Raw genomic sequence first — 25,845 nt, 5'->3', positions numbered from 1 at the left:
AGACCACAGTGAGGCTATCGCAGGCAAGCCAGCTCCCACATGGGGCTTCATTGTTTTTGGTAGTTGGGTTCTAAGTAGTCGGGTTCTAAAAGGCAAACGTCCCATCAAACACCGGCTTGTCATCCAGCGCCAACACGCCGCTGGCAAAGATCAAATCCAGGTGATGGCTGCCTTTCTGCCCGCCGCCCAGGCCCAGGTGCAAGCCGCAGTGGCGCTCTTCAAAGCCGGCGTTGCGCGCATACAAATCCTTGACCCCTTCATTGGTGCCAATCCCCAACTCCTCCACGCGGCGGTTGGACGGGTTGGCATTCAGGTATTTGTTGAAGTCATCCGCCAGCCCCGGTACATCGCTGGCCACGCTGCAAATGGTCGAGTTCTCGATCCACAGTTCCAGCGGTGATTGCAGCACGCCGTATTTGCGCGCAAACGGGATGGTGCTGAGAAAGGTGCCGACAAACCTTACCTGGCCATTGATGGCCTCGCTGTGGGTAGCGATTTCGCCCGGCGCCAGGTCGTGGTTGCCGACGCCGTTGATGTTGGTCCACTTCTTGATGCTGCTCATCGGTGCTTCCAGGCGTGAGCCGTGTTTGTCGGTAAAGCTCAGCACGTTGGCTTGGGACATGCGCCGGATCAAAGTGGCGTTGAGGTCGGCAATGCGCTGCGGCTCGACGCTGAAGGTGTCGTAGAAGTAGTCGCCATAATCCTTGAACAGCAGGGATTTCTTCCAATGCTCGGCCATCACGCCTTGCAGTGCGCGGATAAAGTCCGGGCCTTCGGCACGTGGGTTGGGCAGGGTCGAGGAATCGTAGAGAAACAGGTACAGGTCGCAGGCTTCAATGGCGTCGGCCAGGGTGTCGCTGGCGGCCAGGTCCAGGCGCTGCACCTGGAAATTGAAACGGGCGGCGCTGCCGTGGGTGATTGCCTGGGCGATGGCGTCGTAGCGTTCGGTATGGCCCAGCAGCACGGTAGGGCGGCTCAGGCCGCTGAGGGCCGGGTGGTGAGCGAGGTAGTAGAGAAAGTGTTCGACGGCGCGGGCCTTGTCCATGACGTGTGTCCTTCTGTGCCTTGGGTAAGGGGGCAGGTGCCGTGCACAGCACCTGCCGGATGCCTGCCGGGTGTTAGAAAGGCCACATCGCGGTGCCGAACGGCACAACGGCATCGGCTTGCATCATTTCAACGGCGGCCTCATGGGTCGGCGCTTCAAACCAATCGTCGAGTTGCAGTTCGGTTTCCAGGTCGTTTTCCAGTGCTTGCATGGTGTATCTCCTAGAGGACGTTGTTTGAGAACGGCTTGCCAGCGGGCTTCGCTGGGCAAGTGCAAGAACCTAGGCGAGAGTGTTTCAGAATGCAAAAAATTTATTGACACGGTTTCATTTGGATTTTTTCTTCTGTTTTTTGCGGTTTGATTTTTTTTAGAAAAAACAGTGAGCTGGCTGAAACGATTGATCAGGTTTTTGCCACTGACAATTTTCTGGTGAATGAGGGTTTGAGCTGTCTGTAACGCTGGTTTTACGCGGTGTAACGACAACTTTACGCTCTGGTCCAGGACTTACTGGGGGTTGTCTGGCTGTAAGGAATCTCTGACAGTTTGTCGCGGACGCTTTGCGGGGGCGGCCAGAAGCTGTTGAGCGATGTACAATGCGCCGCGTTTTACTGTGACCCCCCTTGCGTATCCACGCAAAAGGCCAAGACCCAGGGTTTACCGACCCTGATCACTCCGTCCGACCACGAGCCGGGCGGGTTCGATTTCGTCACAGATAAAAACAAACAGGTGACGCATGACCGTTAGAAAGACGCTGTACTCCTGGTGCCTGCGCTGGGGTTTGAGCGGCGCTGCTTGAGTCGAGATTCAAGACAGCAACGTGCATTCAACATCATCAAACCTTGCGTGAGACCCTTTTCATGAGTGGACCCCATTCCTCTTCAGGCGAGCTGAAACGCGGCCTGAAAAATCGGCATATCCAGTTGATCGCCCTCGGTGGCGCCATCGGCACCGGCCTGTTCCTGGGCTCGGCCGGGGTGCTCAAATCCGCCGGCCCGTCGATGATCCTGGGCTATGCCATCTGCGGCTTTATCGCCTTCATGATCATGCGCCAGCTTGGCGAAATGATCGTCGAAGAGCCGGTCGCCGGCTCCTTCAGCCATTTTGCCCACAAGTACTGGGGCGGTTTCGCCGGCTTCCTGTCGGGCTGGAACTGCTGGATCCTGTACATCCTGGTGGGCATGTCCGAACTGACCGCGGTCGGCAAATACGTGCACTACTGGTGGCCGGAGATCCCGACCTGGGTCTCGGCGGCGGCGTTCTTCGTGCTGATCAACCTGATCAACCTGGCCAACGTCAAAGTCTTCGGTGAGGCCGAGTTCTGGTTTGCGATTATCAAGGTGGTTGCCATCGTCGGCATGATTGCGCTGGGCAGTTATTTGCTGGTCAGCGGCAGCGGCGGCCCACAAGCCTCGGTGAGCAACCTGTGGGACCACGGCGGTTTCTTCCCCCATGGCGTGGGCGGATTGGTGATGGCCATGGCGATCATCATGTTTTCATTCGGCGGCCTGGAAATGCTCGGCTTTACCGCCGCCGAAGCCGACCAGCCTCGCACCGTGATCCCAAAAGCGATCAACCAGGTGATCTACCGCATCCTGATTTTCTACATCGGCGCACTGGTGGTGCTGTTGTCGCTTACGCCGTGGGACAGCCTGCTGGCGACCCTCAACGCGTCCGGCGATGCCTACAGCGGCAGCCCGTTCGTGCAGGTGTTCTCGATGCTGGGCAGCAACACCGCCGCGCATATCCTCAATTTCGTGGTGCTGACTGCGGCGCTGTCGGTGTACAACAGCGGCACCTACTGCAACAGCCGCATGTTGCTGGGCATGGCTGAGCAGGGCGATGCGCCGAAGGCCTTGGCGAAGATCGACAAGCGCGGCGTGCCGGTGCGTTCGATCCTCGCGTCGGCGGCGATCACCCTGGTGGCCGTGCTGATGAACTACCTGATCCCGCAACATGCGCTGGAACTGCTGATGTCGCTGGTCGTGGCCACGCTGGTGATCAACTGGGCGATGATCAGCTTCTCCCACTTCAAGTTCCGCCAGCACATGAACCGCACCGGCCAGGTGCCGTTGTTCAAGGCGCTGTGGTATCCCTACGGCAACTACGTCTGCCTGGCGTTTGTCGCGTTCATCCTGGTCGTCATGTTGATGATTCCGGGGATTCAAGTGTCGGTGTACGCAATTCCGGTATGGGTGGCGTTTATGGGGCTGTGCTACTGGATCAAGAACAAGAAGGCGCAAGCGGCTTTGAGCGCAACGAGGACGGTTCTGGAGTAGGACGCTTCCCGTAAACAAGAAACCCGGCGCCGTGCCGGGTTTTTTGTGGGCGCGGGCAGGTTAGACTCGCGCCCTGGTTTTTCATCGATACTTGCCCGGAGGCCCCATGCAGCACACCGATATCGACGGCGGCAGCTTGCAACGCGATGCGCTGGAAGACCTGATCGACCAGCACAGCGGGCCGTTGCGCCTGATTGGCGTCGACTTGAGTGGGGCCGATCTGTCGCGGATGGTGCTGGACCACTGGGTGTTCGAGCGTTGCATCCTGGTGCAGACCTCGTTTCTCGGTTCGCGCCTTGAAGGCACCCAGTGGAACAGTTGCCGCGCCGCCCACGCCATATTCGAGGCGGCAAACCTGCTGGAAGCGCAGTTCCACAGCTGCGACCTGAATAACACTCGCTGGCAGCGCAGCAAACTGTCCCAGGCCGGTTTTGCCCACTGCAAGCTGACCGGCGCCAACTTCACCCATTGTGCGTCGCTGGGCTTGAGCTTCAGCGAAACCCGGCTCAACAGTGCATTTTTGTCCGGCCTGTCGTTTGCCCGTACCGTGCTGAACAACCTGGATTTCTCCGACAGCGACTTGTCGGATGCTGACTTTCGCAAGGCCGAACTGATCGATTGCAGCCTCGCCCATGCGCGCATCAACGGCGCCAATTTCGCCGGGGCCGACCTGCGGGGTGCGGATTTGAGCGGTTTTCGCCTCAATGATGCCAAACTGTTCAAAGGCGCCGTGATTTCCAAAGCCCAGGCGTCGATGTTGTTGTCCGAGTTGGGCTTGTCCGTTGCCTAAGGTTTTTCAGTGATGCTGGTTATTTCCAACAATGTGCACCTGCCCGATGCCGAGATCGAGCTGACCGCCATTCGCGCTCAGGGCGCCGGTGGGCAGAACGTCAACAAGGTGTCGAGCGCAGTGCACTTGCGGTTTGATATTCCGGCGTCGTCATTGCCGGACTTCTACAAGGAGCGGCTGCTGGCGCTGCGTGACAGCCGGATCACCAGTGAAGGCGTATTGGTGCTCAAAGCCCAGCAATACCGGACCCAGGAACAGAACCGCGCGGATGCGCTGGAACGTTTGGTGGAGTTGATCCTCAGCGCCACCAAGGTCGAGAAGAAGCGCCGCCCGACCAAACCGACGCTGGGCTCGAAGAAGCGTCGGCTCGAATCCAAGACCAAGCGCGGCAGCATCAAGGCTGGGCGCGGCAAGGTCGACTTCTAGGCGTCGCGCGCCTCGCGGGCCTTGGGTGCTTGCCGGTACAAGTACAGGCTCAGCAGCAGGCCGCCGGCGGCGGCGAGGGCGGCGAACAGGAAGATCGAGGCAAAGCCGAAGCCTGCCGCCACCGCACCGGCCAGCGGGCCGGTGATGCCCAGCGACAGGTCGATAAACAGCGAATACGCTCCCACTGCCGAACCGCGGCTGGACGCTGGCACCAGGTTGACCGCCTCCACCCCCAACGCCGGAAACACCAGGGAAAAGCCAAATCCGCTCAACGCCGCACCGGCGAGTGCCAAGTGCGCATCCGGCGCCAGCCACAGCAACAGCAGGCCGAGGATTTCCACTGAGAGGCAGGCAATCGCCACGCGAAAGCCGCCGATACGGTTGATCAAATTGCCGAACAGCAGGCGTGCACCGATAAAGCTGGCGCCGAACAGGCTCAGGGCCCATACCGCGTTGTCCCAGTGCTGGGTGGTGTAATACAGGGTGATAAATGTGGCGATGGTGCCAAAGCCGATCGAGCCCAGCGCCAGCGCGCAGCCGTGGGGCAATACGCGGCCCAGCACGTTCATGAACGGCAGGCGCACACCGGCCACAATCGGCGCCGCGACTTTGTTCCAGGCCAACAGCACGCCCAGCACCGCCAGCAAAATGATACTGACGCCCATGCTCCACAACCCGAAGTGGCTGACCAGCACCACCCCAAGCGGTGCACCGACGGCCAACGCGCCGTAACTGGCGATGCCGTTCCATGAGATGACCTTGGCCGTATTGGCTGCGCCGACCCGGCCAATGCCCCAGCCGATGGCGCCTGAACCTACCAGGCTTTCCGCGCTGCCCAGGACCAGTCGGCCAATCAGCAGGCTTACCAGGCTGACGGCCGGCAGGCTGGAAAACCACGCCGCCAGCAACATGAACACGCCACTCAGGCCGCAGCCGACCAAGCCGATCAACACTGCGCGCTTGCTGCCCAGGTTATCGATGATCTTGCCGGCATACGGGCGGCTGAGCAGCGTGGCCAGGTATTGCACGCTGATCACCAGGCCGGCGATGACCGCGCCGTAGCCCAGTTCACTGTGGACATAGCCCGGCAACACAGCCAGGGGAATGCCGATATTCAGGTAACCGATAAAGGTGAACAGCACGATGGAAACGACTTGCAGCGTGACCGCCATGGGGCGCTGGGTATCTGGCATGGGAGAGGTCCACTGTCGCAGCAGGTAAAGATAGGCTGCTAATGATACCGGCGCGAGGGCCGGGTGGGGCGGCAAACCAGCAAAAACTTCAGATCAGGTACAGATCAGGGTTTGGCAGGCGCGAGCATTTGCGTGGTGACCAGGGCGGCCAGGGCGTTTTCCTGGGTGCCGAAGCGCTTGAGCAGCAAGGCTTGTTTGTCGGCGCTGAGGCGGTTCCAGACTTCGATCATCTGCAAGGCAGCGTCGAGTACAGCGGCGTCGGGGGTGTCGTGGAGGGTATCAGTCATGGCGGGTATCTCGGGTGATTCAGGCAGTGTGGAAAGCGCTCAATGGTGCGCTTTCCACACGGTCTGGTACGGCGTCAGTCCTGGCGTTTGCTGTCGACTGGTTGTGCTTCTTTGGTCTCAGGCTGTTTGCTACTGGCCTGCTGCGGTGCTGGCTGCTCAGTTGGGTGCAGGCTTGGGAAGGGGAGATTAGGTATCTCGTGCATCGTCGTCGCTCCTCGCAAGATCTGTTTATCAATCGCAGTGTGATTGCGCGCTCTCAAAAAGCCTTGGCAGGATACAGCACTGAAAATGACAAAAAGAATTTTATGTCGACGGATGTACGAATTTTCATTTTTTAAGCAAGTGACAAGAAGTCACAGGCTAAAAAGGCGCCCTAGAACGGCACCTTGCCCAAAATCATGTCGCGGTACATCACAAAATCGCCCAACAAGCTGTAGAACGGGTGTTGAAACGTCGCCGGGCGGTTCTTTTCGAAGAAGAAGTGGCCGATCCAGGCAAAGCTGTAGCCGGCGACTGGCAAGGCCAGCAACAGGCCCAACGACCCTCTGCCAATCGCATAGGCCAGAATACCGATCACCAACGTGGTGCCGATAAAATGCAGGCGCCGGCAGGTGCTGTTGCCGTGCTCGCTCAGGTAGTAAGGGTAGAACTCGGCGAAGCTATTGAATTGTTTGATATTTTCCACGGTAGCCGGCCCTTGGGTGGTGATGCCGCCCAACAGATGTTCGGCGGGGAGCTTATTTGAGTCTAGAGTGATCAGTGGTAACAGCCAGTGACAATAGATGCCACTTTAGTATCCTTGGCTTCCTGGCTGCCGTTTGAGCCTGCTTTTTTCAAGAAGACGCCATGAGCGAACGAACAACTTCTGCAAGCTGGGCGATGGGGATAGTCAAGGCGCTGGAAATGGACGGCCTGGATTGCCGCGTCTTGTTCAAGCAACTGGGCCTGGACTACGCCGCCCTCAGTGATCCCGACGCGCGTTTTCCGCAGGACTCCATGACAAGGTTGTGGCAGCGGGCGGTGGAGTTGTCGGGCAACCCCGCAATCGGCTTGAACATGGGCAAAGTGGTGCGCCCGGCCTCGTTTCATGTGGCCGGTTACGCGCTGATGTCCAGCAACACCCTCGCGGAAGGCTTTATGCGCCTGGTGCGCTACCAGCGCATCATTGCCGAAAGCGCCGACCTGAGCTTCCGCCTGCTACCCGAAGGCTATGCGCTGATTCTGACGGTGCATGGCGACCACCTGCCGCCCACCCGGCAAAGCGCCGAAGCGTCGCTGGCGAGTGCCTTGGCGCTGTGCGGCTGGTTGACCGGGCGCACCCTGCAACCGCGCAAAGTCGTGTTGCAAGGTGATCAACCGGCGGACCTCGCGCCTTACAAACAGGCCTTCCATGCGCCGCTGGAATTCAATGCGCCGTATGACGCGCTGATTTTCGAGCAGGCTGACATGGAGGCGCCGCTGCCCACGGCCAATGAGGCCATGGCGCTGTTGCATGATCGGTTTGCCGGTGAATACCTGGCGCGGTTTTCCGAGAGCCGCGTGACCCACAAGGCCCGCCAGGTGCTGTGCCGCCTGTTGCCCCAGGGCGAGCCCAAGCGCGAAGTGGTCGCCCAGACCTTGCACCTGTCCCAGCGCACCTTGCAGCGGCGTTTGCAGGAGGAGGGCACCAGTTTCCAGACCTTGCTCGACGACACCCGCCGCGAACTCGCCGAGCAATACCTGGCGCAGCCGAGCATGACGTTGCTGGAAATTGCCTACCTGTTGGGGTTTGCCGACCCGAGCAATTTTTTCCGCGCGTTCCGCCGTTGGTTCGATGCCACGCCTGGCGAATACCGGGCGCGGTTGCTCGAAGCGTCAACGGTCAGTGGCGCCAAAACGCCGGAATGCACAGAACAAAGACTGTAATGATCTCCAGCCGGCCCAGCAGCATGCCGAACGACAGGATCCACTTGGCCGCATCCGGCAAGCTGGCGAAGTTGCCGGCCGGGCCGATGGTTTCGCCCAGACCCGGGCCCACGCCCGAGACGGTGCTGGCGGCGCCGGTCAACGCGGTCATCCAGTCCAGCCCGAGCAGCGACAGGGCCAGGGCGATGGCGCAGATGGTGATGGCGAAGAAGAACGAAAAGGTCAGAATCGAGCGCACGATCTCTTCGTCGAGGCGGTGGCCGTTGTATTTCTGCTTGATCACCGCGCGTGGGTGAATCAGCTGGTTCAAGTTGGCCTTGAGCAATATATAGGCGACCTGGAAACGGAAGATCTTGATCCCGCCCGCCGTGGAGCCTGAGCAGCCGCCGACAAAGCCCAGGTAGAAGAACAGCATCAGTGAGAAGTTACCCCAGATGCTGTAGTCCCCAAGTGCAAAGCCGGTGGTGGTCACTACAGAGGTGACGTTTACCGCCACATGACGCAGCGCGTCCAGCCAATGCAGATCGGTCGTCCACCAGTACCAAGTGCCGAGCACCAGCCAGGTCACCAGCAATAAACCCAGCAAACCTTGCACCTGCTGATCCTTGATCAGCGCCCGGCGATTGCCGCGCAACGTGGCCACATACAAGGTGAACGGCAAGCTGCCGAGGATCATCACCACCACCGCCACCCAGTGCACTGCCGGTTGTTTCCAGTGGGACAGGGATTCATCCGAGGTGGAAAAACCGCCGGTGGAGATCGCCGACATCGCGTGATTGATCGCATCGAACAAGCCCATCCCGGCCCACCAGAACGCCAGGCTGCCGAGGATGGTAATGCCCACGTAGGCCGCCACGATCAGCCGCGCCACCATGTGTGAGCGCGGCATGACCTTTTCCGAACGGTCCGAGGATTCGGTCTGGAACAGGCGCATGCCACCAATGCGCAGCAACGGCAGGATCGCCACCGCCATGCCGATAAAGCCGATACCCCCGAGCCAGTGCAGCAGCGAGCGCCACATCAGGATGCCCGGTGACATGCTGTCCAGCCCGCTCAATACGGTTGAGCCGGTGGCGGTGATGCCGGACATGCTTTCGAAGAAAGAGTCGGTGTAGCTGATGTGCTGGGTCAGCAAAAACGGCAGCGCGGCGAACACACACACCACCACCCAACTGCTGACGGTGAGCAAGTACATGTCGCGGGGGCGCAAGTGCACGTGTTCGGGGCGGCCGGGGATCACCAGCGCCAGGCCGGCGAGAAAGGTAATCATGCTGGCCCAGAGGAACGAGGGCAGGTCGCTGGTGCGTTCGAAGATCACCAGCGTGGCCATCGGGACGACCATGGCGATCGCGAGGGTGATCAGGAAGATGCCGATGATGAAACCGATGATGCGTAGGGTCGGCAACGCCATGAAGTGTGCTCGGGATGACAGGTAGAGGCGCCATTCTACCTACGTAAACCGAAGGCTCAAAGGCGACGCGGTAAAATGTGGGAGCGGGCTTGCTCGCGAAAGCAGTGGGTCAGCCAATATATCTGTCGACGGGTACACCGCTTTCGCGAGCAAGCCCGCTCCCACAAGGGTTTTGTGGTGGCTGATGATGCCAGGAAGGGTACAAAAAAGGCGACCCAAAGGTCGCCTCATTCAACGCGGCACGGATCAGAATTCGTGATCAGCGTTGTCCGGGTTCAAGTCGCTGATGCCCAGTTTGCCTGCAGCCGCTTCGATCGAACCGGTCTGCTTGACCAGCGCAGCGATGGCGTCACGCACGATCTGGTTGCCTGCATCGTTGCCTGCGGCGATCAGTTGGTCGTAGTGCTCACCGTTGTTGGCGTGATCAACCATGACCTGGATCTTCGCTTCGGTCGACGCCAGGTCGGCCTTCAGTGCGCTGTCGGCAGCCGGGTCAGCCTTGGCCACCAGCGACGACAAGCTCGCGCCGGTCATCTTGGTGCCGTCGACGCGGGTGTACTCGCCCAGGTAAACGTTACGAATACCCTTGGCATCGTAGAAATGCGAGTTGTGGGTGTTGTCGCTGAAGCAGTCCTGCTCGTCTTCCGGCGAGTTGGCTTCCAGGGAAACCTTCATGCGCTCACCGGCCAGTTCGCCGAGGGACAGGCTGCCCATGCCGAACAGCATTTTGCGCAGTCCGTCGGTAGCCGGTTCGGCTTCCAGGGTGGCGCGGTAGTTGTCTTCGACGTTGGGTTTCCAGTTGCCGACCATTTCTTCCAGGTCGCTGACCAGCAGTTGGGTCACGGCGCGCAGGTAAGTGCGGCGACGCTCGTTGTGGCCACCGGTGGCGCCTTCGCCTGTCAGGTAGTCGGAGGCAGGGCGGTTGCCCGCGCCTGGGCCGGTGCCGTTGAGGTCTTGGCCCCACAGCAGGAATTCGATGGCGTGGTAGCCGGTGGCGACGTTGGCTTCGGAACCGCCCAGCTCGTTGAGGCTGGCGAGTTTTTCCGGGGTGATCTCTTTGACGTCGACCTTGTCTTCGCCGACCTGGATCTCGGTGTTGGCGATGATGTTGGCGGTGGCGCCTGGGTTACCCAGGGCGTGTTCGTAGGATTTGTCGACGTAGTCGATCAGGCCTTCGTCCAGGGGCCAGGCGTTCACTTGGCCTTCCCAGTCGTCGATGATGGTGTTGCCGAAACGGAACACTTCGCTCTGCAGGTACGGTACGCGAGCGGCAACCCAAGCGGTGCGGGCCGCTTTCAGGGTTTGGTCGTTGGGGTTGGCGAGGAAGGTGTCGATTGCGGTTTGCAGGGTTTTCGCCGTCGATTCGGCATCGCTGTACACCGCGAACACCATGTCAGCGTAATGCGCGACCACGGCCTTGGCGGCCGCTTCGTCGACCTGGCCGGCAGGGGTGGCAGCCGCTGGAGCGGTGGTGCTGGCAGCCGGGGTCGGCGCCTGGTTTGCGGCGGCCTTGTCGTCTTTACCTTCGCCGCAACCGGCGAGAGAAATGGCAATGGCCAGCAGACTGGCGGTGGCCAGGGGCATACGAATCATGGCGAACATCCTGCTTCGGTTGTTGATAGGGCGCGCGGGGGAGCGCAAAAAAGCTGCGACATAATGCGAAAGATTTGCATTTTGTGTAAAGGGTTATACGCGGGAAATATTTAGTATCGTTTTGCTATTTCAGAGAATCGCCGCGTTATTGCGCTCGGACTGTTTCAAAAACGCCGCCAGTTCCCGGGCCGGCAGCGGTTTGCTGTAGTGGTAGCCTTGGCCCTCGTGGCAGCCTTCGGAAATGATGTAGGCCTCCTGCTCGGCGGTTTCCACGCCCTCGGCGATCACTTGCATGCCCAGGCTTTTGCCCAGTTGGATGATGGCGCGCACGATGGTTGCATCGTCGTCGTCATCGAGCAGGTCCTGGACGAAGCTCTTGTCGATCTTGATCTTGTCCAGCGGCAGGCTTTTCAAATAGCTCAAGGACGAATAGCCGGTGCCGAAATCATCAATCGCGATCAACGCCCCGGAACGCCGCAGGCTCAGCAAATGCTGGGCGGCGGTGCTGATGTCTTCCATCAGGCCGGTCTCAGTCACTTCCAATTCAAGGCTGCGCGGCGGCAGGCGGTAAATCTGCATCAGGTTGTTGACCACGCGCGGCAACTCGGTGTGGTGCAGTTGCACGGTCGACAGGTTGACCGCCATGCGCAAGGTGGTGAAGCCCAGGTCATGCCATTCGCGCAGTTGCCGGCAGGCCTGGTCCAGCACCCATTCGCCAATCGGAATAATCGTGCCGTTCTGTTCCGCCAACGGGATAAACAAGTCGGGCGGCACCAGGCCGTGCTCCGGGTGCTGCCAGCGGATCAGCGCTTCCACACCGACCACGCGATGGTCGCGATAGCTGATCTGCGGTTGGTAGACCAGGTGAAACTGGTCACGGCTGAGGGCATCGCGCAGGTCTTTTTCCAGTTCGCGGCGCCGACGCATTTCACTGTCGACGCTGGCGATATAGAACTGATAGCGGTTGCGCGAGCGGCTCTTGGCCAGGGTCATGGTCTGTTCGGCTTTTTGCAGCAGCTTCTCGGTGCTGTCGCCGTCTTCCGGGAAGAGCGTGATGCCGATGGTGGCGCGCAGGCGAATCTGCTCGTGTTCAAGGGCGAATTCGGCTTCCAGGTCATCAAGAATGCTTTGTGCCAATTCGGCGGCTTCGTAAGGCTGGTCGATGTCGGCCTGCACCAGCGCAAACTGATCGCCGCCCAGCCGGGCCAGGGCGCCGAGGCGGCCGCTGTGGGCGCGCAAACGGTCGGCCAGGGCCAGCAGCAGTTTGTCGCCGGCCTGATAAGTGAACTGTTCGTTGACGCTTTTGAAGTCATCCAGGCCTACGCACAACACCGCGACTCGGCGCTGTCGGCGGCCGGCGTCGATGAGGATCTTGTCCAGCTGTTCCTGCAATTTCTGGCGGTTGGGCAGGCCGGTGAGAAAGTCGTACTGGGCCATGCGCAGCAGGCTGGATTCGGCCTCGTGCCGCAAGTGCGTATTGCGTTCGATGGATTCGAGCAACTGGTTGGCGGTGTTGATCCACAGCCCCAACTCGTTGCGTTCGTGGCCTTTGAGCTGGGGGATCTTGTGTTCACTGGGCCGGTCCGGATTGATCGACGTCAGGTGCTCGATGATCCGCGACAACGGCTTGGTCAGCAGCCAGTGATAGACCAGGTACAACACCAGGCCCATGGCCAGGGCGCGCAGCACGCCGGAAATAAAGATGATCACCGAGCTGACCAGAAAGCCTTTGCCATAGTTGGCCGTGTCGAGGGTGATGCTCAGGTCGCCGTAGTACTCGCTGTACGGGCCTTTGCCGACCAACGATGTGGTGAAGGTGCGTTCCTGACCCAGAATCAGGTCGGTCAACCAGCGGGTCGGGGATTGCTGCAAGTCGCGGCTTTTTTCCGCGAGCATGGTTTCGTTGGGGTGGCCGATGGAGGCCATGCGCACGGCGTCGTCCTGAAACAGGCCTTCGATCACCTGCATACCCATCTCGCGGTCAAGGCTGTAGACAGCCTGGGTCGAGGGGTCGCGAAACATGTCGAGGATGCGTTGGGCATCACCGGCCACAGCCTGGCGTGTGTTGTAGGCATCGAAAACAATCTGCGCCGCGCTCAGCGCCACGCCCACGATCAATGCCGACAGCAGCACAACCCGTAGCAACTTCACCGACAAGCTGTTTTTGAGTTCCAGCTTCAAAGGGGCATTCCTTGTTCCATGCGGGTGGCCTCAATATGCCATGAGTATTGGCAATCTGGGGGTGGCAGTCAAAGGAACATTAGGGCATCGGCAGGTTTGGCAGTGAGCTTGAGGGGCGTAGGGGCAGGCGGATTCGCGTCCGCCTGCCCGAAGTGACTCTGCAGGTGAGGGGCGCCTGGGTTTACGAGATGTTGACGTTGACGCTCTTGCTTCCAGCGTTTGGTTGCGAATAATTCATAGCGTGGTGGTTGCTGTGGGTGTCTGCGTTCGCGATCTGACCCCCGCGCTGGCTTTGAGAATTGGCCAAGTCGCCTACCGTCTTGGCGAGTTGAGTGACAGCGTTCATGGCCTGGCCCGCCAAGGGCGCGAGTGCGCCAACAAGTGGGATTGCTGCTGCTAATGCGGTAATGGACATTGTAATTTCTCCGACAGTTAAGAGAGGCGAATTCCTCACATTGAATGCGTGGCACGATCCACGCTCTGAGTTCCAAGCCCCCGGCCAATTTTTCATCGCCCATAAAAAAGCCCGGCAATTGCCGGGCTCTTTTTACTGCAAGCGTTGCTTAGGCAGTGAAGGTTTTGCCTTCGAACTGCTCAGCCACGAACTTCCAGTTGACCAGGTTCCAGAACGCTTCCACATACTTTGGACGCACGTTGCGGTAGTCGATGTAGTAAGCGTGTTCCCAGACATCGCAGGTCAGCAGCGGGGTGTCGCCGCTGGTCAGCGGGTTGCCGGCGCCGATGGTGCTGGCCAGGGCCAGGGAACCGTCAGCTTTTTTCACCAGCCAGCCCCAACCGGAACCGAAGGTGCCGACGGACGTCTTGGTGAACTCTTCCTTGAACTTGTCGAACGAACCGAACGCAGCGTTGATGGCCTCAGCCAGTGCGCCGGTAGGTTGGCCGCCGGCGTTTGGCGCCAGGCAGTTCCAGTAGAAGGTGTGGTTCCAGACCTGAGCGGCGTTGTTGAAGATGCCGCCCGAAGAAGACTTGACGATTTCTTCCAGGGTCTTGCCTTCGAACTCGGTGCCTGGCACCAGGTTGTTCAGGTTCACGACATAGGTGTTGTGGTGCTTGTCGTGGTGGTATTCCAAGGTTTCCTTGGAAATGTGCGGCTGCAGGGCATCGTGTGCGTAGGGCAGCGGCGGCAATTCGAAAGCCATGATGATTCTCCTAATCAGGTCAGTTGCGGTGAGCGCAAGGCCGATCACGGGCGGCCAAACAAGCGCCGGGGAGTTTGTACTCTTTGCGGCGCAGGGGCTGGATCATAGCACCGGGGTTGCGGCATAACCACGCAACAACTGTGTGGGATAGAGGTTCCAGAGCGTTTTGGAATATTCCTCACGCACTGATCAATTGGTAGGCCACGCTGAACATCATCGCCGCCACCAGGAAGTCCAGCAGCCGCCAGGTCGCCGGGCGCGTCAACCAGGGTGCCAACCACGCGGCGCCGAGTGCCAACGTGGCAAACCACAGGAACGAGGCGCTGGCGGCACCGGCCACATAGGCGCCGGGTTCGGTTTGTTGAGCGCCCAATGAGCCAATCAGCAGCACGGTATCCAGATAGACATGCGGATTGAGCAGCGTCACCGCCAGGGCACTGAGCAGCACGGCGCGCAAGGAGCGTACCTTGAGGTGTTCGCCTTGTTCCAGGCTCTGCCTGGAAAACGCCCGGCGCAGCGCCAAGGTGCCGTACCACAACAGGAACGCCGCGCCGCCCCAGCGCGCAATCGCCAGCAGCAGTGGGTTCTGTGCCAGCACCGTGGCCAGGCCGAACACCCCGGCCGCCACCAAAATTGCATCACACACGATGCACAGCGCCGCCACGGGCAAATGGTGTTCACGTCGCAGGCTTTGCGCCAGCACAAAAGCATTCTGGGTGCCGATCGCCATGATCAGGCCGAGGGCCACCAACAGGCCGTTCACATAGCTTTGCCACATAATTTTTACTCCGCGTTTGCGGCCAGTTGACGCAATACATCCATGGCCCGCTCGGCATCGTTGCGGCCGACAAACAAGTGGTCGTGGTAGTAGCCGGCGATCACGTTGCAACTGATACCGGCTTTGCCCAGGGCACTGGCGAACGCCGCAGTCAGGCCCACGGCTTCCAGGGCCGAATGCACATTCAAGGTGATCCACGCGGCGACGTAGTCAAAGGCCAGCCCCGCTTGCTCCGCCTGCTGACGCTCGAGAATCAGCGTCAGCCCTTCCTGTTCGCGAAAGCTGCCGATGACGTCGCAACCGTCGGGGATACGATTGTCGGGCAGTGTGCAGAACACATAATCGCCGTCATTCAACTGCGGGCTCATGCTGCGCAGCAGGGTTGCCAGGGCGGTTTCGCCAGCCATGTGAAGTTCCTTAATAGAGAGAGAAGCGATGCTGGTCATTCTTACGGGCTAAGCTGTATAAGAAAAACCAATATTGCTGATCGCCCATTAGAGAAACTGATGTTCGACTATAAATTGCTTTCTGCCCTGGCAGCGGTGGTGGAACAAGCCGGCTTCGAGCGCGGCGCCCAGGTGCTGGGGTTGTCGCAGTCGGCGATCTCCCAGCGCATCAAGTTGCTCGAAGCGCGCATCGGCCAGCCGGTACTGGTGCGGGCCACGCCGCCGACGCCCACTGACATCGGCCGGCGCCTGCTCAACCATGTGCAACAAGTTCGGCTGCTTGAGCGCGACCTGCAAAGCCAGGTGCCGGCGCTGGATGAAGAAGGCATGCCCGAGCGCCTGCGCATCGCGCTGAATGCCGACAGCCTGGCCACCTGGTGGGCCGAGGCCGTCAGCGACTTTTGCGCCGAGCAGCGTTTGTTGTTGGACCTGGTGGTAGAGGACCAGACCGTCGGCCTCAAGCGCATGCGCGCCGGTGAAGTGGCGGCCTGTATCTGCGCCAGCGAGCGCCCGGTGGCGGGCGCTCGCAGCCTGCTGCTCGGCGCCATGCGCTACCGGGCGCTGGCCAGCCCGGCCTTTATTGCCCGGCATTTCCCTGGCGGCGTGCGTGCCGATCAACTGGCGCGCACGCCGGCACTGGTGTTTGGCCCGGATGATTTCCTGCAACACCGTTACCTGGCTTCCCTCGGCGTGGACGGCGGTTTCGAACACCATTTATGCCCATCCTCCGAAGGCTTTATCCGCTTGACGGAAGCCGGCCTGGGCTGGGGCCTGGTCCCGGAATTACAGGTGCGCGACCAGCTGGAAACCGGCGTATTGGTCGAGTTGTTGCCAGATAAGCCCATCGACGTGCCGCTGTACTGGCATCATTGGCGCAGTGGCGGGCAGCTATTGGGCTTGTTGACCGATCATCTGGCCCAGGCGTGTGGCCAATGGTTGGTGCCGTTGGAATGATGGCGGGCGTCAACGCAACAGCGATGAAAAACGAAAGAACACGGGGTAATACATGAAAATTCTGGTCACCGGCGCAAGCGGCTTCATCGGCGGGCGCTTTGCGCGTTTCGCCCTGGAGCAGGGCCTGGACGTGCGGGTCAACGGGCGGCGTGCCGAAGGTGTGGAACATCTGGTACGGCGTGGCGCCGAGTTTATCCAGGGTGATTTGAATGACGCCGACCTGGTGCGCGACCTGTGCCGCGATGTCGAAGCGGTGGTGCATTGCGCCGGCGCTGTCGGGCTATGGGGCAAGTATCAGGACTTTCATCAAGGCAACGTGCTGGTCACCGAAAACGTTGTCGAGGCCTGCCTCAAGCAGCGCGTCGGGCGCCTGGTGCACCTGTCGTCGCCGTCGATCTACTTCGATGGGCGCGACCACCTCGGGTTGACCGAAGAGCAAGTGCCCAAGCGCTTCAAGCACCCGTACGCGGCCACCAAGTACCTGGCGGAGCAAAAGGTGTTCGGTGCCCAGGAATTCGGCCTGGAAGTGCTGGCCCTGCGCCCGCGTTTCGTCACCGGTGCCGGTGACATGAGCATCTTCCCGCGCCTGTTGAAAATGCAGCGCAAGAACCGCCTGGCGATCGTCGGCGACGGCCTGAACAAGGTCGACTTCACCAGCGTGCACAACCTCAACGAAGCGCTGCTGAGCAGTTTGCTCGCGACCGGCTCGGCGTTGGGCAAGGCCTACAACATCAGCAACGGCACGCCGGTGCCGGTGTGGGATGTGGTCAACTACGTGATGCGCCAGATGGACATGCCCCAAGTCACGCGTTATCGCTCTTACGGTTTGTCCTACAGCGTGGCGGCGTTGAACGAAGCATTCTGCGCCATGTGGCCAGGGCGCCCGGAGCCGGCGTTGTCACGCTTGGGCATGCAGGTGATGAACAAAGATTTCACCCTCGACATCAGCCGGGCGAGGCATTATCTGGACTACGAGCCCAAGGTCAGCCTGTGGACTGCGCTCGATGAGTTCTGCAGCTGGTGGCGCGCCCAGGATCCGGGGCGCCAGTAAGCTCACACCCAGCAACACTTCGGGAACCGAATCCGCGGTTCCGGGTCGATCAGTGCGGCGCAGGCGCGGTTTATACTGCGGTCGCTCGGCTTTTTTTAAGGTAGCCATCTCACCGATTCAGGGTTGATTCATGCGTAACGATGCTAAAGACGACTTCGACAACGTTCCCAGCCTGCGGGCCGACATCGGGGACGATGATGATTTCGAGCCAAGCCCGGCCACGTCGGTGCGCTCGCGCAATACGCCTGTGGTCAAGGTCAAGAGCGCCAGCACCGGCCCGTTGTGGGCGTTGGTCGGCGCGCTGCTGATCGCCTTTGCGGGCCTTGCCTGGTGGAGCTTCCAGCAGATTTCCCTGATGGGCCAGCAATTGGTCGCCACCCAGGAAAGTTTTGCGCGCATCAGCGAGGAAGCGGCGGGGCGCCTGCAGGACATTTCCGGCAAGGTGGTAGCCAGCGAAGCCAACGTGAACAACGGCAGTGAAGCGCTGAAATTACAGATCAAGCAGTTGGAAGCGCAGTTGCAGGAGCAAGGCAAGCAGCAGGTCGGTGTCGCCGGTCAAGCCACCGAACTGGACCAGCGCCTGGCACAAATGACCGCCAGCACCACCGACCTGTCGAACGCCAACAGCAAGCTGCAAGGCCAGGTGCAGGCGCTGACCGAGGCGGTGGCAACGCTCAAGGCGGCGCAAGGTGACGTCAAGGAGCTGTCCGCCGACGTGGCCGCGCTGAAGAAACAGGGCAACCCGAGCGCCGCGATTGCCCGTATCGAGCAAGACCTGGTGGTGCTCAAAAGCGCGCAGGACAGCCAGCCGGTTAACAGTGATGCGCCGACCAATAAAGAGTTCGACGTGTTCCGCATCCAGACCACGCGCAATATCACCACCTTGCAGAGCCAGGTGCAGAACCTGCAACAACAGCTCAACGCGCCCGCGAAGATCAGGCCGCTGGGGCAGTAGTACACGGACCTGATCATTCCCACGCTCTGCGTGGGAATGCATCCCGTGACGCTCTGCGTCACCCTTGCGTGGAGCTTAAGCCATTCGTCGTCTGCTGGACGCGGAGCGTCCGAGGTTGCGTTCCCACGCAGAGCGTGGGAACGATCGTTTTGGTAAATGTCACCGCCCAGTGACATTTCCCCTCCCCTTCGTTACTTGCCCCCAACGCGCCCTTGTTTAGACTCCTGTCATCCCATAAAAAATAATAAGGGCTACTTATGACCACCCAACCACTGCCTGCCAGCAGTTGGCTGAACGCACCTGCCCATCACTCCTGGCTTGCCACCGAAGGCCAGCGCCTGCTGGCATTCGCCAAGGCTTCACGCCTTTCTGACGGCTTTGGCAACCTCGATGACAACGGCCAACTCCCGGCCGACGCCCACGCCGAAACCATGAACACCGCCCGCATGACCCACAGCTTCGCCATGGCCCACGCCATGGGGCTGCCCGGTTATGCCGAGCTGGTGGCGCACGGCGTTGCGGCGCTCAGTGGCCCGTTGCGCGACAGCGAGCACGGTGGCTGGTTTGCTGCGCCTCACGCGCTTGATGGCAACCGTGGCAAAGCGGCTTACCTGCATGCATTCGTCGCCTTGGCGGCCAGCTCGGCAGTGGTGGCCGGCGCGCCCGGTGCGCAAAATCTGTTGAACGACGCCGTGCACATCATCGACCAGTTTTTCTGGAGCGAGGAAGAGGGCGTCATGCTCGAATCCTTTGCCCAGGACTGGACGGGTGTGGAGGCTTATCGCGGCGCCAACAGCAACATGCACGCCACCGAGGCGTTCCTGGCCCTGGCGGATGTCACCGGTGATACGCGCTGGCTGGACCGCGCGCTGCGTATCGTCGAGCGGGTTATCCACAGCCACGCAGCCGGCAATCAGTTTATGGTCATCGAGCATTTCGACGCCCACTGGAAACCGCTGCTCAGCTACAACGAAGACAACCCCGCCGATGGCTTCCGCCCGTATGGCATCACCCCCGGTCACGGCTTTGAGTGGGCGCGGCTGGTGCTGCACCTGGAAGCCGCACGCCTGCAAGCCGGTCTGGCCACGCCGGACTGGCTGGTAACCGACGCCCAAGGCTTGTTCGCCAGTGCCTGCGAATACGCCTGGGCGGTGGACGGTGCTCCCGGCATTGTCTACACCCTGGACTGGAACCATCGCCCGGTGGTGCGCGAACGCCTGCACTGGACCCACGCCGAGGCCAGCGCCGCCGCACAGGCCTTGCTCAAACGTACCGGTGAGCTGCATTACGAAACCTGGTATCGGCGCTTCTGGGAGTTTTGCGAAACTCACTTCATCGACCGTATCCACGGCAGTTGGCATCACGAACTCAGCCCGCACAACCAGCCCAGCAGCAAGATCTGGGGCGGTAAACCGGACCTTTATCACGCCTGGCAAGCGGTGGTGCTGCCTGCGCTACCCTTGTCACCCAGCATGACCAGTGCGTTGGGTCGGGGCCTTTATGTCACCAAGTGGTGACATTTGTACGTCCCTTTGTTACCTGCGCCCGGAAAATCCCTGTTTAAACTCCGTGCAGCGCAAGCTCTAGACTTGCATGCATAACAACAAGAAAAGGTACTCAGATGAACGCGATTAATCGCCTCGCCGTCGCTATTTCCATTGCCTCGTTGTTTCCCCTCAGTGCATTTGCCGCCGACTCGAAAGGGACGGTTGAAGTTGTGCATTGGTGGACCTCCGGCGGTGAAAAAGCGGCTGTAGATGTCCTGAAGGCCCAAGTTGAGAAAGACGGCTTCACCTGGAAAGACGGTGCCGTCGCAGGTGGCGGTGGTGCCACGGCCATGACTGTGCTGAAAAGCCGCGCAGTGGCCGGTAACCCACCGGGCGTGGCCCAGATCAAAGGCCCCGACATCCAGGAGTGGGCATCGACTGGCTTGCTCGACACCGACGTCCTGAAACAAGTGTCCAAGGACGAGAAGTGGGACTCCCTGCTCGACAAGAAAGTCTCCGACACCGTGAAGTACGAAGGTGACTACGTCGCCGTACCGGTCAATATCCACCGCGTGAACTGGCTGTGGATCAACCCGGAAGTCTTCAAGAAAGCCGGTATCACCAAAAACCCGACCACCCTCGAAGAATTCTACGCAGCCGGCGACAAGCTGAAAGCCGCGGGCTTCATTCCGCTGGCCCACGGTGGCCAGCCTTGGCAGGACAGCACCGTATTCGAAGCGGTAGTCCTGTCGGTAATGGGCGCCGATGGCTACAAGAAAGCCCTGGTCGACCTGGATAACGGCGCGCTCACCGGCCCGGAAATGGTCAAGGCCCTGACTGAGCTGAAGAAAGTCGCGACCTACATGGACGTTGACGGCAAAGGCCAGGACTGGAACCTCGAAGCAGGCAAGGTCATCAACGGCAAGGCCGGCATGCAGATCATGGGTGACTGGGCCAAGTCCGAATGGACCGCCGCCAAGAAAGTCGCCGGCAAGGACTACGAGTGCGTAGCCTTCCCTGGCACCGACAAAGCCTTCACCTACAACATCGACTCCCTGGCGGTGTTCAAGCAGAAAGACAAAGGCACTGCTGCCGGTCAGCAGGACATCGCCAAAGTCGTGCTGGGTGAGAACTTCCAGAAAGTCTTCAGCATCAACAAAGGCTCGATCCCGGTTCGTACCGACATGCTCAATGAAATGGACAAGCTCGGTTTCGATTCCTGCGCCCAGACCGCTGCCAAGGACTTCCTGGCTGACGCCAAGACCGGCGGCCTGCAGCCAAGCATGGCGCACAACATGGCCACCACCCTGGCTGTGCAAGGTGCGTTCTTTGATGTCGTGACCAACTACATCAACGACCCGAAAGCCGACCCGGCCGACACCGCCAAGAAACTCGGCGCTGCGATCAAGTCTGCGAAGTAACGGTTAGCACGGCTGATCCTTGTGGGGGGAAACCCCCTGACCCCTCACAAGGTTTGTTCCTGTAGTCCTTTTTCTCTGTACTGGATTTTCCCATGAGTTCTGTTGCTGTGTTCAGCAAGGCCTCGCCGTTCGATGCACTGCAGCGCTGGCTCCCTAAACTGGTGCTTGCGCCCAGCATGTTCATCGTGCTGGTGGGCTTCTACGGTTACATCCTGTGGACGTTCGTTCTGTCGTTCACCAATTCCACGTTCCTGCCAAGCTACAAATGGGCCGGTCTTGCGCAATATGCGCGGTTGTTCGACAACGACCGCTGGTGGGTAGCGAGCAAGAACCTGGCGGTTTTTGGCGGGATGTTTATCGGTATCACCCTGGTGATTGGCGTGACCCTGGCGATCTTCCTCGACCAGAAAATCCGCCGCGAAGGTTTTATCCGCACCATTTACCTGTACCCGATGGCGCTCTCGATGATCGTGACCGGTACGGCCTGGAAATGGCTGCTCAACCCGGGCATGGGCCTGGACAAACTTCTGCGTGACTGGGGCTGGGAAGGCTTCCGTCTCGACTGGCTGATCGACCCGGACCGCGTGGTGTACTGCCTGGTGATTGCCGCCGTATGGCAAGCCTCGGGCTTCATCATGGCGATGTTCCTCGCCGGCCTGCGTGGCGTTGATCAATCGATCATTCGTGCCGCCCAGATCGACGGCGCCAGCCTGCCGCGTATCTACTGGAGCGTGGTGCTGCCAAGCCTGCGTCCGGTGTTCTTCAGTGCGGTGATGATCCTCGCGCACATTGCGATCAAGAGCTTCGACCTGGTCGCGGCGATGACCGCTGGCGGCCCGGGCTACTCCTCCGACCTGCCCGCGATGTTCATGTACTCGTTCACCTTCAGTCGTGGCCAGATGGGCATGGGCTCGGCCAGTGCAATCCTGATGCTCGGCGCGATCCTCGCGATCATCGTGCCTTACCTGTACTCCGAGCTGAGGACCAAGCGTAATGACTAGTCTCGCTTCCAAACCTTCCATCAGCCTGAGTCGCGTCGCGATCTACGCGGTGCTGATCCTCGCTGTGCTGTTGTACCTGGTGCCGCTGGTGGTGATGCTGCTGACCAGCTTTAAAACCCCGGAAGACATCAGCACCGGCAACCTGCTGAGCTGGCCGACCGTGGTCACCGGCATCGGCTGGGTCAAGGCCTGGGCCACTGTTGACGGTTACTTCTGGAACTCGATCAAGATCACCGTTCCGGCGGTGCTGATCTCAACCGCCATCGGCGCGCTGAACGGCTACGTGCTGTCGTTCTGGCGCTTCAAAGGCTCGCAGTTGTTCTTCGGCCTGCTGTTGTTCGGCTGTTTCCTGCCGTTCCAGACGGTGTTGCTGCCAGCCTCGTTCACCCTCGGCAAGATGGGCCTGGCCAGCACCACCACGGGCCTGGTGTTTGTGCACGTGGTCTACGGGTTGGCGTTTACTACACTGTTCTTCCGTAACTACTACGTGAGCATTCCTGACGCGCTGATCAAGGCGGCACGACTGGACGGTGCAGGCTTTTTCACCATCTTCCGTCAGATCATTCTGCCGATGTCGACCCCGATCATCATGGTCTGCCTGATCTGGCAGTTCACTCAGATCTGGAACGACTTCCTGTTCGGTGTGGTGTTCTCCAGCGGCGACTCGCAGCCCATCACGGTGGCGCTGAACAACCTGGTCAACACCAGCACCGGGGCCAAGGAATATAACGTGGATATGGCGGCGGCGATGATCGCCGGGCTGCCGACCCTGCTGGTCTATGTGATCGCAGGCAAGTATTTCGTGCGCGGCCTCACGGCCGGCGCGGTCAAGGGGTAATCATGGCTACGCTTGAACTTCGCAATGTAAACAAGACCTATGGCGCCGGCCTGCCCGACACCTTGAAGAACATCGAACTGTCGATCAAAGAGGGCGAGTTCCTGATTCTGGTCGGCCCTTCGGGGTGCGGTAAATCCACGTTGATGAACTGCATCGCCGGGCTTGAGACCATCACCGGCGGCGCGATCATGATCGGCGACCAGGACGTGAGCGGCATGAGCCCCAAGGACCGTGACATCGCCATGGTGTTCCAGTCCTACGCGCTGTACCCGACCATGAGCGTGCGCGAGAACATCGAATTCGGCCTGAAAATCCGCAAGATGGCTCAGGCTGACATCGACGCCGAAGTGGCGCGCGTGGCCAAGCTGCTGCAGATCGAACACCTGCTTAACCGCAAGCCGGGCCAGCTTTCGGGTGGCCAGCAACAGCGTGTGGCCATGGGCCGTGCCCTGGCGCGTCGGCCGAAGATCTACCTGTTCGACGAACCGCTGTCCAACCTCGACGCCAAGCTGCGCGTCGAGATGCGCACCGAAATGAAGTTGATGCACCAGCGCCTGAAAACCACCACCGTCTACGTCACCCACGATCAAATCGAAGCGATGACCCTGGGCGATAAAGTGGCGGTGATGAAGGACGGCATTATCCAGCAGTTCGGCACGCCGAAAGAGATCTACAACAACCCGGCCAACCAATTCGTGGCCAGCTTTATCGGCTCGCCGCCGATGAACTTCGTGCCGCTGCGCCTGCAACGCAAGGACGGTCGCCTGGTGGCGCTGCTCGACAGTGGCCAGGCCCGTTGCGAGCTGGCGCTTAACGTGTCGGACGCCGGTCTTGAGGACCGCGACGTGATCCTGGGCCTGCGCCCGGAGCAAATCATGCTGGCGGCGGGCGAGGGCGACAGCGCGTCGAGCATTCGCGCTGAGGTGCAGGTCACCGAGCCGACCGGCCCGGACACCCTGGTGTTTGTGCAACTCAATGACACCAAAGTCTGCTGCCGCCTGGCACCCGACGTGGCACCGCAGGTGGGCGAGACCCTGACCCTGCAATTCGACCCGGCCAAGGTATTGCTGTTCGACGCCAAAACCGGCGAACGCTTGGGCACTGCTGCATCATTGCCTGCACACGGGCATGCCGACAACGTGGCCCAATTCAAAGGCCGCTGAAGCAGGTAACCTGTTGTTTTAGATAAAAATGTAACCCGCGTTAGATAAAAACAGTTTAATAACAATAAAGACGAGGATGTAGGGATGAAAAAGCAACACAACAACACCCGGCTGCTCTGCCAACTGTCAGCAGCAGCAGCCCTGGTATTGTCCGCCAATGCGATGGCGGCCGATGCATTCAGCTCCGATTCCAAGTGGATGACGGGCGATTGGGGCGGCGAGCGGACCAAGCTCATTGAGCAAGGTATCGACATCAAGGCTGACTACGTTGGGGAAGTGGGCGCCAACCTTCGCGGCGGCTACAACGACGACAAAACTGCCCGTTACGCTGACCAGTTCGGTCTGGGCGTAGCACTGGATCTGCAAAAGCTGTTTGGCTGGGATAACACTCAGGCCAAGATCCAACTGACCAACCGTAATGGCGCGAACATCTCCAATGACCGTATTGGTGACCCGCGTGCCGGCACCTTGAGTTCGTCTCAAGAAGTTGATGGCCGTGGCCACATGGTGCGTCTGACCCAGTTCTGGATCCAGCACCAGATGTTCGACAACAAGCTGGACGTGAAGCTCGGTTACTTCGGTGAAGGCGAAGACTTCAACACCTTCCCATGCGACTTCCAGAACCTGTCGTTCTGCGGTTCGCAAGTGGGTAACTATGTAAACACCTGGTACAACTGGCCTGTCAGCCAGGCGGCGATCCGCGTGAAGTACAACATCACGCCTGAGCTGTATGCGCAAATCGGTGCGTACAACCAGAACCCATCGCAGCTGGAGCACGGCAACGGCTTCAAGCTCAGCGGCAGCGGCACCAAGGGCACCGTATTGCCGGTGGAATTGGTCTGGTCGCCGAAGGTCAATGGCCTGCCGGGCGAATACCGTGTGGGTTACTACAAGAGTACTGCCGATGCCACCGACGTACGTGAAGACGTCAATGGCGGTGATGCTGGCACCACCGGCGCAGCCTTCCGCGTTCGCAGCAGCAAAAGCGGCTACTGGGGTGTTCTGCAACAACAACTCACCACGCACAATGGCGACGCTTCCCGCGGTCTGAACATCGCGGCCAACGTGACCTTCCACGACAAAGACACCAACCTGGTCGACAACTACCAGTCGTTGATGCTTGTGTACAAAGGGCCATTCGACTCGCGTACCAAGGATGACGTCGGTATCGGTGTGTCGCGTATCCACGCCAACAGTGACGTGAAGAAAACCGCTGAGTTGCTCAATGCGGCTGGTGGCTTCACTGATTACGATCAAGCGGGCTACGCACCGCTGCGTAACACTGAGTACAACGTCGAACTCAACTACGGCATCCACGTTACCAACTGGCTGACCGTGCGTCCTAACCTGCAATACGTCGCCAACCCAGGCGGTGTGAAACAAGTCGACAACGCGGTAGTGGCGGGCCTGAAAATTCAGTCTACGTTCTAACGCTGTTGCGATAAGCTCCTTCTCTCTGTGCGCATTTTGCGGGTAGCCATGGC

General features: G+C 60.1%; 26 protein-coding genes. 14 read left to right on the top strand and 12 right to left on the bottom strand.

What is annotated here, in order from left to right; genetic code table 11:
• Positions 1–85 precede the first annotated feature (85 nt).
• Positions 86–1,045, bottom strand: a complete 960-nt coding sequence (locus tag PspR76_RS24285; RefSeq protein ID WP_159959403.1) for a leucyl aminopeptidase — start codon at positions 1,043–1,045, stop codon at positions 86–88.
• Between the two features lie 73 nt (positions 1,046–1,118).
• The gene (locus tag PspR76_RS31105; protein ID WP_003175756.1) at positions 1,119–1,256 is read right to left on the bottom strand and encodes a hypothetical protein; all 138 of its coding nucleotides are present in this window, start codon (positions 1,254–1,256) and stop codon (positions 1,119–1,121) included.
• Positions 1,257–1,902: 646 nt separating this feature from the next.
• On the opposite strand from PspR76_RS31105, the gene PspR76_RS24280 reads away from it, so the two are divergent.
• From PspR76_RS24280 to arfB, 3 genes are all read left to right on the top strand, one after another.
• Complete coding sequence (locus PspR76_RS24280; protein WP_159959401.1) at positions 1,903–3,321, top strand: amino acid permease; 1,419 nt, start codon at positions 1,903–1,905, stop codon at positions 3,319–3,321.
• A 106-nt stretch (positions 3,322–3,427) separates the two neighbouring features.
• Positions 3,428–4,111, top strand: coding sequence for a pentapeptide repeat-containing protein (locus tag PspR76_RS24275; RefSeq protein ID WP_159959399.1), 684 nt, complete (start codon positions 3,428–3,430; stop codon positions 4,109–4,111).
• A 12-nt stretch (positions 4,112–4,123) separates the two neighbouring features.
• Positions 4,124–4,537, top strand: coding sequence for an alternative ribosome rescue aminoacyl-tRNA hydrolase ArfB (gene arfB, locus PspR76_RS24270; RefSeq protein WP_034109044.1), 414 nt, complete (start codon positions 4,124–4,126; stop codon positions 4,535–4,537).
• Here arfB and PspR76_RS24265 read toward each other — a convergent pair.
• Complete coding sequence (locus PspR76_RS24265; RefSeq protein WP_159959397.1) at positions 4,534–5,730, bottom strand: MFS transporter; 1,197 nt, start codon at positions 5,728–5,730, stop codon at positions 4,534–4,536. The genes arfB and PspR76_RS24265 overlap by 4 nt on opposite strands.
• A gap of 104 nt (positions 5,731–5,834) precedes the next feature.
• Positions 5,835–6,017 (bottom strand): hypothetical protein, encoded by a 183-nt coding sequence (locus tag PspR76_RS24260; RefSeq protein ID WP_159959394.1) that lies wholly within the window; start codon positions 6,015–6,017, stop codon positions 5,835–5,837.
• Between the two features lie 14 nt (positions 6,018–6,031).
• Between PspR76_RS24260 and PspR76_RS30995 the strand changes: the two genes are divergently transcribed.
• Positions 6,032–6,355, top strand: a complete 324-nt coding sequence (locus tag PspR76_RS30995) for a hypothetical protein (protein WP_162530287.1) — start codon at positions 6,032–6,034, stop codon at positions 6,353–6,355.
• A 35-nt stretch (positions 6,356–6,390) separates the two neighbouring features.
• On the opposite strand, the gene PspR76_RS24255 is transcribed toward PspR76_RS30995, so the two are convergent.
• Positions 6,391–6,702, bottom strand: a complete 312-nt coding sequence (locus PspR76_RS24255; RefSeq protein WP_159959392.1) for a DUF962 domain-containing protein — start codon at positions 6,700–6,702, stop codon at positions 6,391–6,393.
• A gap of 161 nt (positions 6,703–6,863) precedes the next feature.
• Here PspR76_RS24255 and PspR76_RS24250 point away from each other — a divergent pair, with 161 nt between their 5' ends.
• The gene (locus tag PspR76_RS24250; RefSeq protein ID WP_159959390.1) at positions 6,864–7,922 is read left to right on the top strand and encodes an AraC family transcriptional regulator; all 1,059 of its coding nucleotides are present in this window, start codon (positions 6,864–6,866) and stop codon (positions 7,920–7,922) included.
• Here PspR76_RS24250 and PspR76_RS24245 read toward each other — a convergent pair.
• The 7 genes from PspR76_RS24245 to PspR76_RS24215 form a co-directional block, all read right to left on the bottom strand.
• Complete coding sequence (locus PspR76_RS24245; RefSeq protein ID WP_159959388.1) at positions 7,879–9,333, bottom strand: TrkH family potassium uptake protein; 1,455 nt, start codon at positions 9,331–9,333, stop codon at positions 7,879–7,881. The genes PspR76_RS24250 and PspR76_RS24245 overlap by 44 nt on opposite strands.
• 246 nt (positions 9,334–9,579) lie before the next feature.
• Positions 9,580–10,926, bottom strand: coding sequence for an imelysin family protein (locus PspR76_RS24240; RefSeq protein ID WP_159959386.1), 1,347 nt, complete (start codon positions 10,924–10,926; stop codon positions 9,580–9,582).
• Between the two features lie 129 nt (positions 10,927–11,055).
• Positions 11,056–13,107, bottom strand: a complete 2,052-nt coding sequence (locus tag PspR76_RS24235) for a putative bifunctional diguanylate cyclase/phosphodiesterase (protein ID WP_159959384.1) — start codon at positions 13,105–13,107, stop codon at positions 11,056–11,058.
• A gap of 181 nt (positions 13,108–13,288) precedes the next feature.
• Complete coding sequence (locus PspR76_RS24230) at positions 13,289–13,522, bottom strand: hypothetical protein (protein WP_159959382.1); 234 nt, start codon at positions 13,520–13,522, stop codon at positions 13,289–13,291.
• Positions 13,523–13,670: 148 nt separating this feature from the next.
• Positions 13,671–14,267, bottom strand: a complete 597-nt coding sequence (locus PspR76_RS24225; protein ID WP_003212997.1) for a superoxide dismutase — start codon at positions 14,265–14,267, stop codon at positions 13,671–13,673.
• Positions 14,268–14,445: 178 nt separating this feature from the next.
• Entirely contained in the window at positions 14,446–15,045 is a 600-nt protein-coding gene (locus PspR76_RS24220; RefSeq protein WP_159959380.1) for a LysE/ArgO family amino acid transporter, read from the bottom strand.
• Between the two features lie 5 nt (positions 15,046–15,050).
• Positions 15,051–15,452 (bottom strand): ACT domain-containing protein, encoded by a 402-nt coding sequence (locus PspR76_RS24215; RefSeq protein ID WP_159959378.1) that lies wholly within the window; start codon positions 15,450–15,452, stop codon positions 15,051–15,053.
• Positions 15,453–15,551: 99 nt separating this feature from the next.
• Between PspR76_RS24215 and PspR76_RS24210 the strand changes: the two genes are divergently transcribed.
• The 9 genes from PspR76_RS24210 to PspR76_RS24170 all read left to right on the top strand — a co-directional run bounded on the left by PspR76_RS24210 (position 15,552) and on the right by PspR76_RS24170 (position 25,792).
• Complete coding sequence (locus tag PspR76_RS24210) at positions 15,552–16,445, top strand: LysR family transcriptional regulator ArgP (RefSeq protein ID WP_159959376.1); 894 nt, start codon at positions 15,552–15,554, stop codon at positions 16,443–16,445.
• A gap of 52 nt (positions 16,446–16,497) precedes the next feature.
• Entirely contained in the window at positions 16,498–17,496 is a 999-nt protein-coding gene (locus tag PspR76_RS24205) for an NAD-dependent epimerase/dehydratase family protein (RefSeq protein ID WP_159959374.1), read from the top strand.
• A 130-nt stretch (positions 17,497–17,626) separates the two neighbouring features.
• Complete coding sequence (locus tag PspR76_RS24200) at positions 17,627–18,451, top strand: ATPase (RefSeq protein ID WP_159959372.1); 825 nt, start codon at positions 17,627–17,629, stop codon at positions 18,449–18,451.
• A gap of 257 nt (positions 18,452–18,708) precedes the next feature.
• The gene (locus PspR76_RS24195) at positions 18,709–19,968 is read left to right on the top strand and encodes a D-mannose isomerase (protein WP_159959370.1); all 1,260 of its coding nucleotides are present in this window, start codon (positions 18,709–18,711) and stop codon (positions 19,966–19,968) included.
• 104 nt (positions 19,969–20,072) lie between these two features.
• Positions 20,073–21,359: an ABC transporter substrate-binding protein gene (locus tag PspR76_RS24190; RefSeq protein ID WP_159959368.1), complete on the top strand. Its 1,287-nt coding sequence runs from the start codon at positions 20,073–20,075 to the stop codon at positions 21,357–21,359.
• 92 nt (positions 21,360–21,451) lie between these two features.
• Positions 21,452–22,360, top strand: a complete 909-nt coding sequence (locus PspR76_RS24185; protein ID WP_017253695.1) for a carbohydrate ABC transporter permease — start codon at positions 21,452–21,454, stop codon at positions 22,358–22,360.
• Positions 22,353–23,198: a carbohydrate ABC transporter permease gene (locus PspR76_RS24180; protein WP_159959366.1), complete on the top strand. Its 846-nt coding sequence runs from the start codon at positions 22,353–22,355 to the stop codon at positions 23,196–23,198. The genes PspR76_RS24185 and PspR76_RS24180 overlap by 8 nt, the downstream gene beginning before the upstream one ends.
• A 2-nt stretch (positions 23,199–23,200) precedes the next feature.
• Complete coding sequence (locus PspR76_RS24175; protein ID WP_159959364.1) at positions 23,201–24,361, top strand: ABC transporter ATP-binding protein; 1,161 nt, start codon at positions 23,201–23,203, stop codon at positions 24,359–24,361.
• 84 nt (positions 24,362–24,445) lie between these two features.
• The gene (locus tag PspR76_RS24170; RefSeq protein ID WP_159959362.1) at positions 24,446–25,792 is read left to right on the top strand and encodes a carbohydrate porin; all 1,347 of its coding nucleotides are present in this window, start codon (positions 24,446–24,448) and stop codon (positions 25,790–25,792) included.
• Positions 25,793–25,845: the final 53 nt, after the last annotated feature.

Origin of the sequence: Pseudomonas sp. R76 (assembly GCF_009834565.1) — a bacterium.
In the GTDB taxonomy this organism is placed as follows: domain Bacteria; phylum Pseudomonadota; class Gammaproteobacteria; order Pseudomonadales; family Pseudomonadaceae; genus Aquipseudomonas.
The sequence above is the reverse complement of the archived record's forward strand: the minus strand, read 5'-3'. Positions and strand labels throughout refer to the sequence as shown.

Excerpts from the sequence above, each read along its gene's own strand:
- PspR76_RS24190 (WP_159959368.1), top strand. The coding sequence starts at position 20,073 with ATGAACGCGATTAATCGCCTCGCCGTCGCTATTTCCATTGCCTCGTTG.
- PspR76_RS24195 (WP_159959370.1), top strand. The coding sequence starts at position 18,709 with ATGACCACCCAACCACTGCCTGCCAGCAGTTGGCTGAACGCACCTGCC.
- PspR76_RS24240 (WP_159959386.1), bottom strand. The coding sequence starts at position 10,926 with ATGATTCGTATGCCCCTGGCCACCGCCAGTCTGCTGGCCATTGCCATT.
- PspR76_RS24260 (WP_159959394.1), bottom strand. The coding sequence starts at position 6,017 with ATGACTGATACCCTCCACGACACCCCCGACGCCGCTGTACTCGACGCT.
- PspR76_RS24210 (WP_159959376.1), top strand. The coding sequence starts at position 15,552 with ATGTTCGACTATAAATTGCTTTCTGCCCTGGCAGCGGTGGTGGAACAA.
- PspR76_RS24175 (WP_159959364.1), top strand. The coding sequence starts at position 23,201 with ATGGCTACGCTTGAACTTCGCAATGTAAACAAGACCTATGGCGCCGGC.
- PspR76_RS24230 (WP_159959382.1), bottom strand. The coding sequence starts at position 13,522 with ATGTCCATTACCGCATTAGCAGCAGCAATCCCACTTGTTGGCGCACTC.
- PspR76_RS24170 (WP_159959362.1), top strand. The coding sequence starts at position 24,446 with ATGAAAAAGCAACACAACAACACCCGGCTGCTCTGCCAACTGTCAGCA.
- PspR76_RS24250 (WP_159959390.1), top strand. The coding sequence starts at position 6,864 with ATGAGCGAACGAACAACTTCTGCAAGCTGGGCGATGGGGATAGTCAAG.
- PspR76_RS24280 (WP_159959401.1), top strand. The coding sequence starts at position 1,903 with ATGAGTGGACCCCATTCCTCTTCAGGCGAGCTGAAACGCGGCCTGAAA.
- PspR76_RS24205 (WP_159959374.1), top strand. The coding sequence starts at position 16,498 with ATGAAAATTCTGGTCACCGGCGCAAGCGGCTTCATCGGCGGGCGCTTT.
- PspR76_RS31105 (WP_003175756.1), bottom strand. The coding sequence starts at position 1,256 with ATGCAAGCACTGGAAAACGACCTGGAAACCGAACTGCAACTCGACGAT.
- PspR76_RS24285 (WP_159959403.1), bottom strand. The coding sequence starts at position 1,045 with ATGGACAAGGCCCGCGCCGTCGAACACTTTCTCTACTACCTCGCTCAC.
- PspR76_RS24265 (WP_159959397.1), bottom strand. The coding sequence starts at position 5,730 with ATGCCAGATACCCAGCGCCCCATGGCGGTCACGCTGCAAGTCGTTTCC.
- PspR76_RS24215 (WP_159959378.1), bottom strand. The coding sequence starts at position 15,452 with ATGGCTGGCGAAACCGCCCTGGCAACCCTGCTGCGCAGCATGAGCCCG.
- PspR76_RS24200 (WP_159959372.1), top strand. The coding sequence starts at position 17,627 with ATGCGTAACGATGCTAAAGACGACTTCGACAACGTTCCCAGCCTGCGG.
- PspR76_RS24275 (WP_159959399.1), top strand. The coding sequence starts at position 3,428 with ATGCAGCACACCGATATCGACGGCGGCAGCTTGCAACGCGATGCGCTG.
- PspR76_RS24245 (WP_159959388.1), bottom strand. The coding sequence starts at position 9,333 with ATGGCGTTGCCGACCCTACGCATCATCGGTTTCATCATCGGCATCTTC.
- PspR76_RS24185 (WP_017253695.1), top strand. The coding sequence starts at position 21,452 with ATGAGTTCTGTTGCTGTGTTCAGCAAGGCCTCGCCGTTCGATGCACTG.
- PspR76_RS24220 (WP_159959380.1), bottom strand. The coding sequence starts at position 15,045 with ATGTGGCAAAGCTATGTGAACGGCCTGTTGGTGGCCCTCGGCCTGATC.
- PspR76_RS24180 (WP_159959366.1), top strand. The coding sequence starts at position 22,353 with ATGACTAGTCTCGCTTCCAAACCTTCCATCAGCCTGAGTCGCGTCGCG.
- arfB (WP_034109044.1), top strand. The coding sequence starts at position 4,124 with ATGCTGGTTATTTCCAACAATGTGCACCTGCCCGATGCCGAGATCGAG.
- PspR76_RS24225 (WP_003212997.1), bottom strand. The coding sequence starts at position 14,267 with ATGGCTTTCGAATTGCCGCCGCTGCCCTACGCACACGATGCCCTGCAG.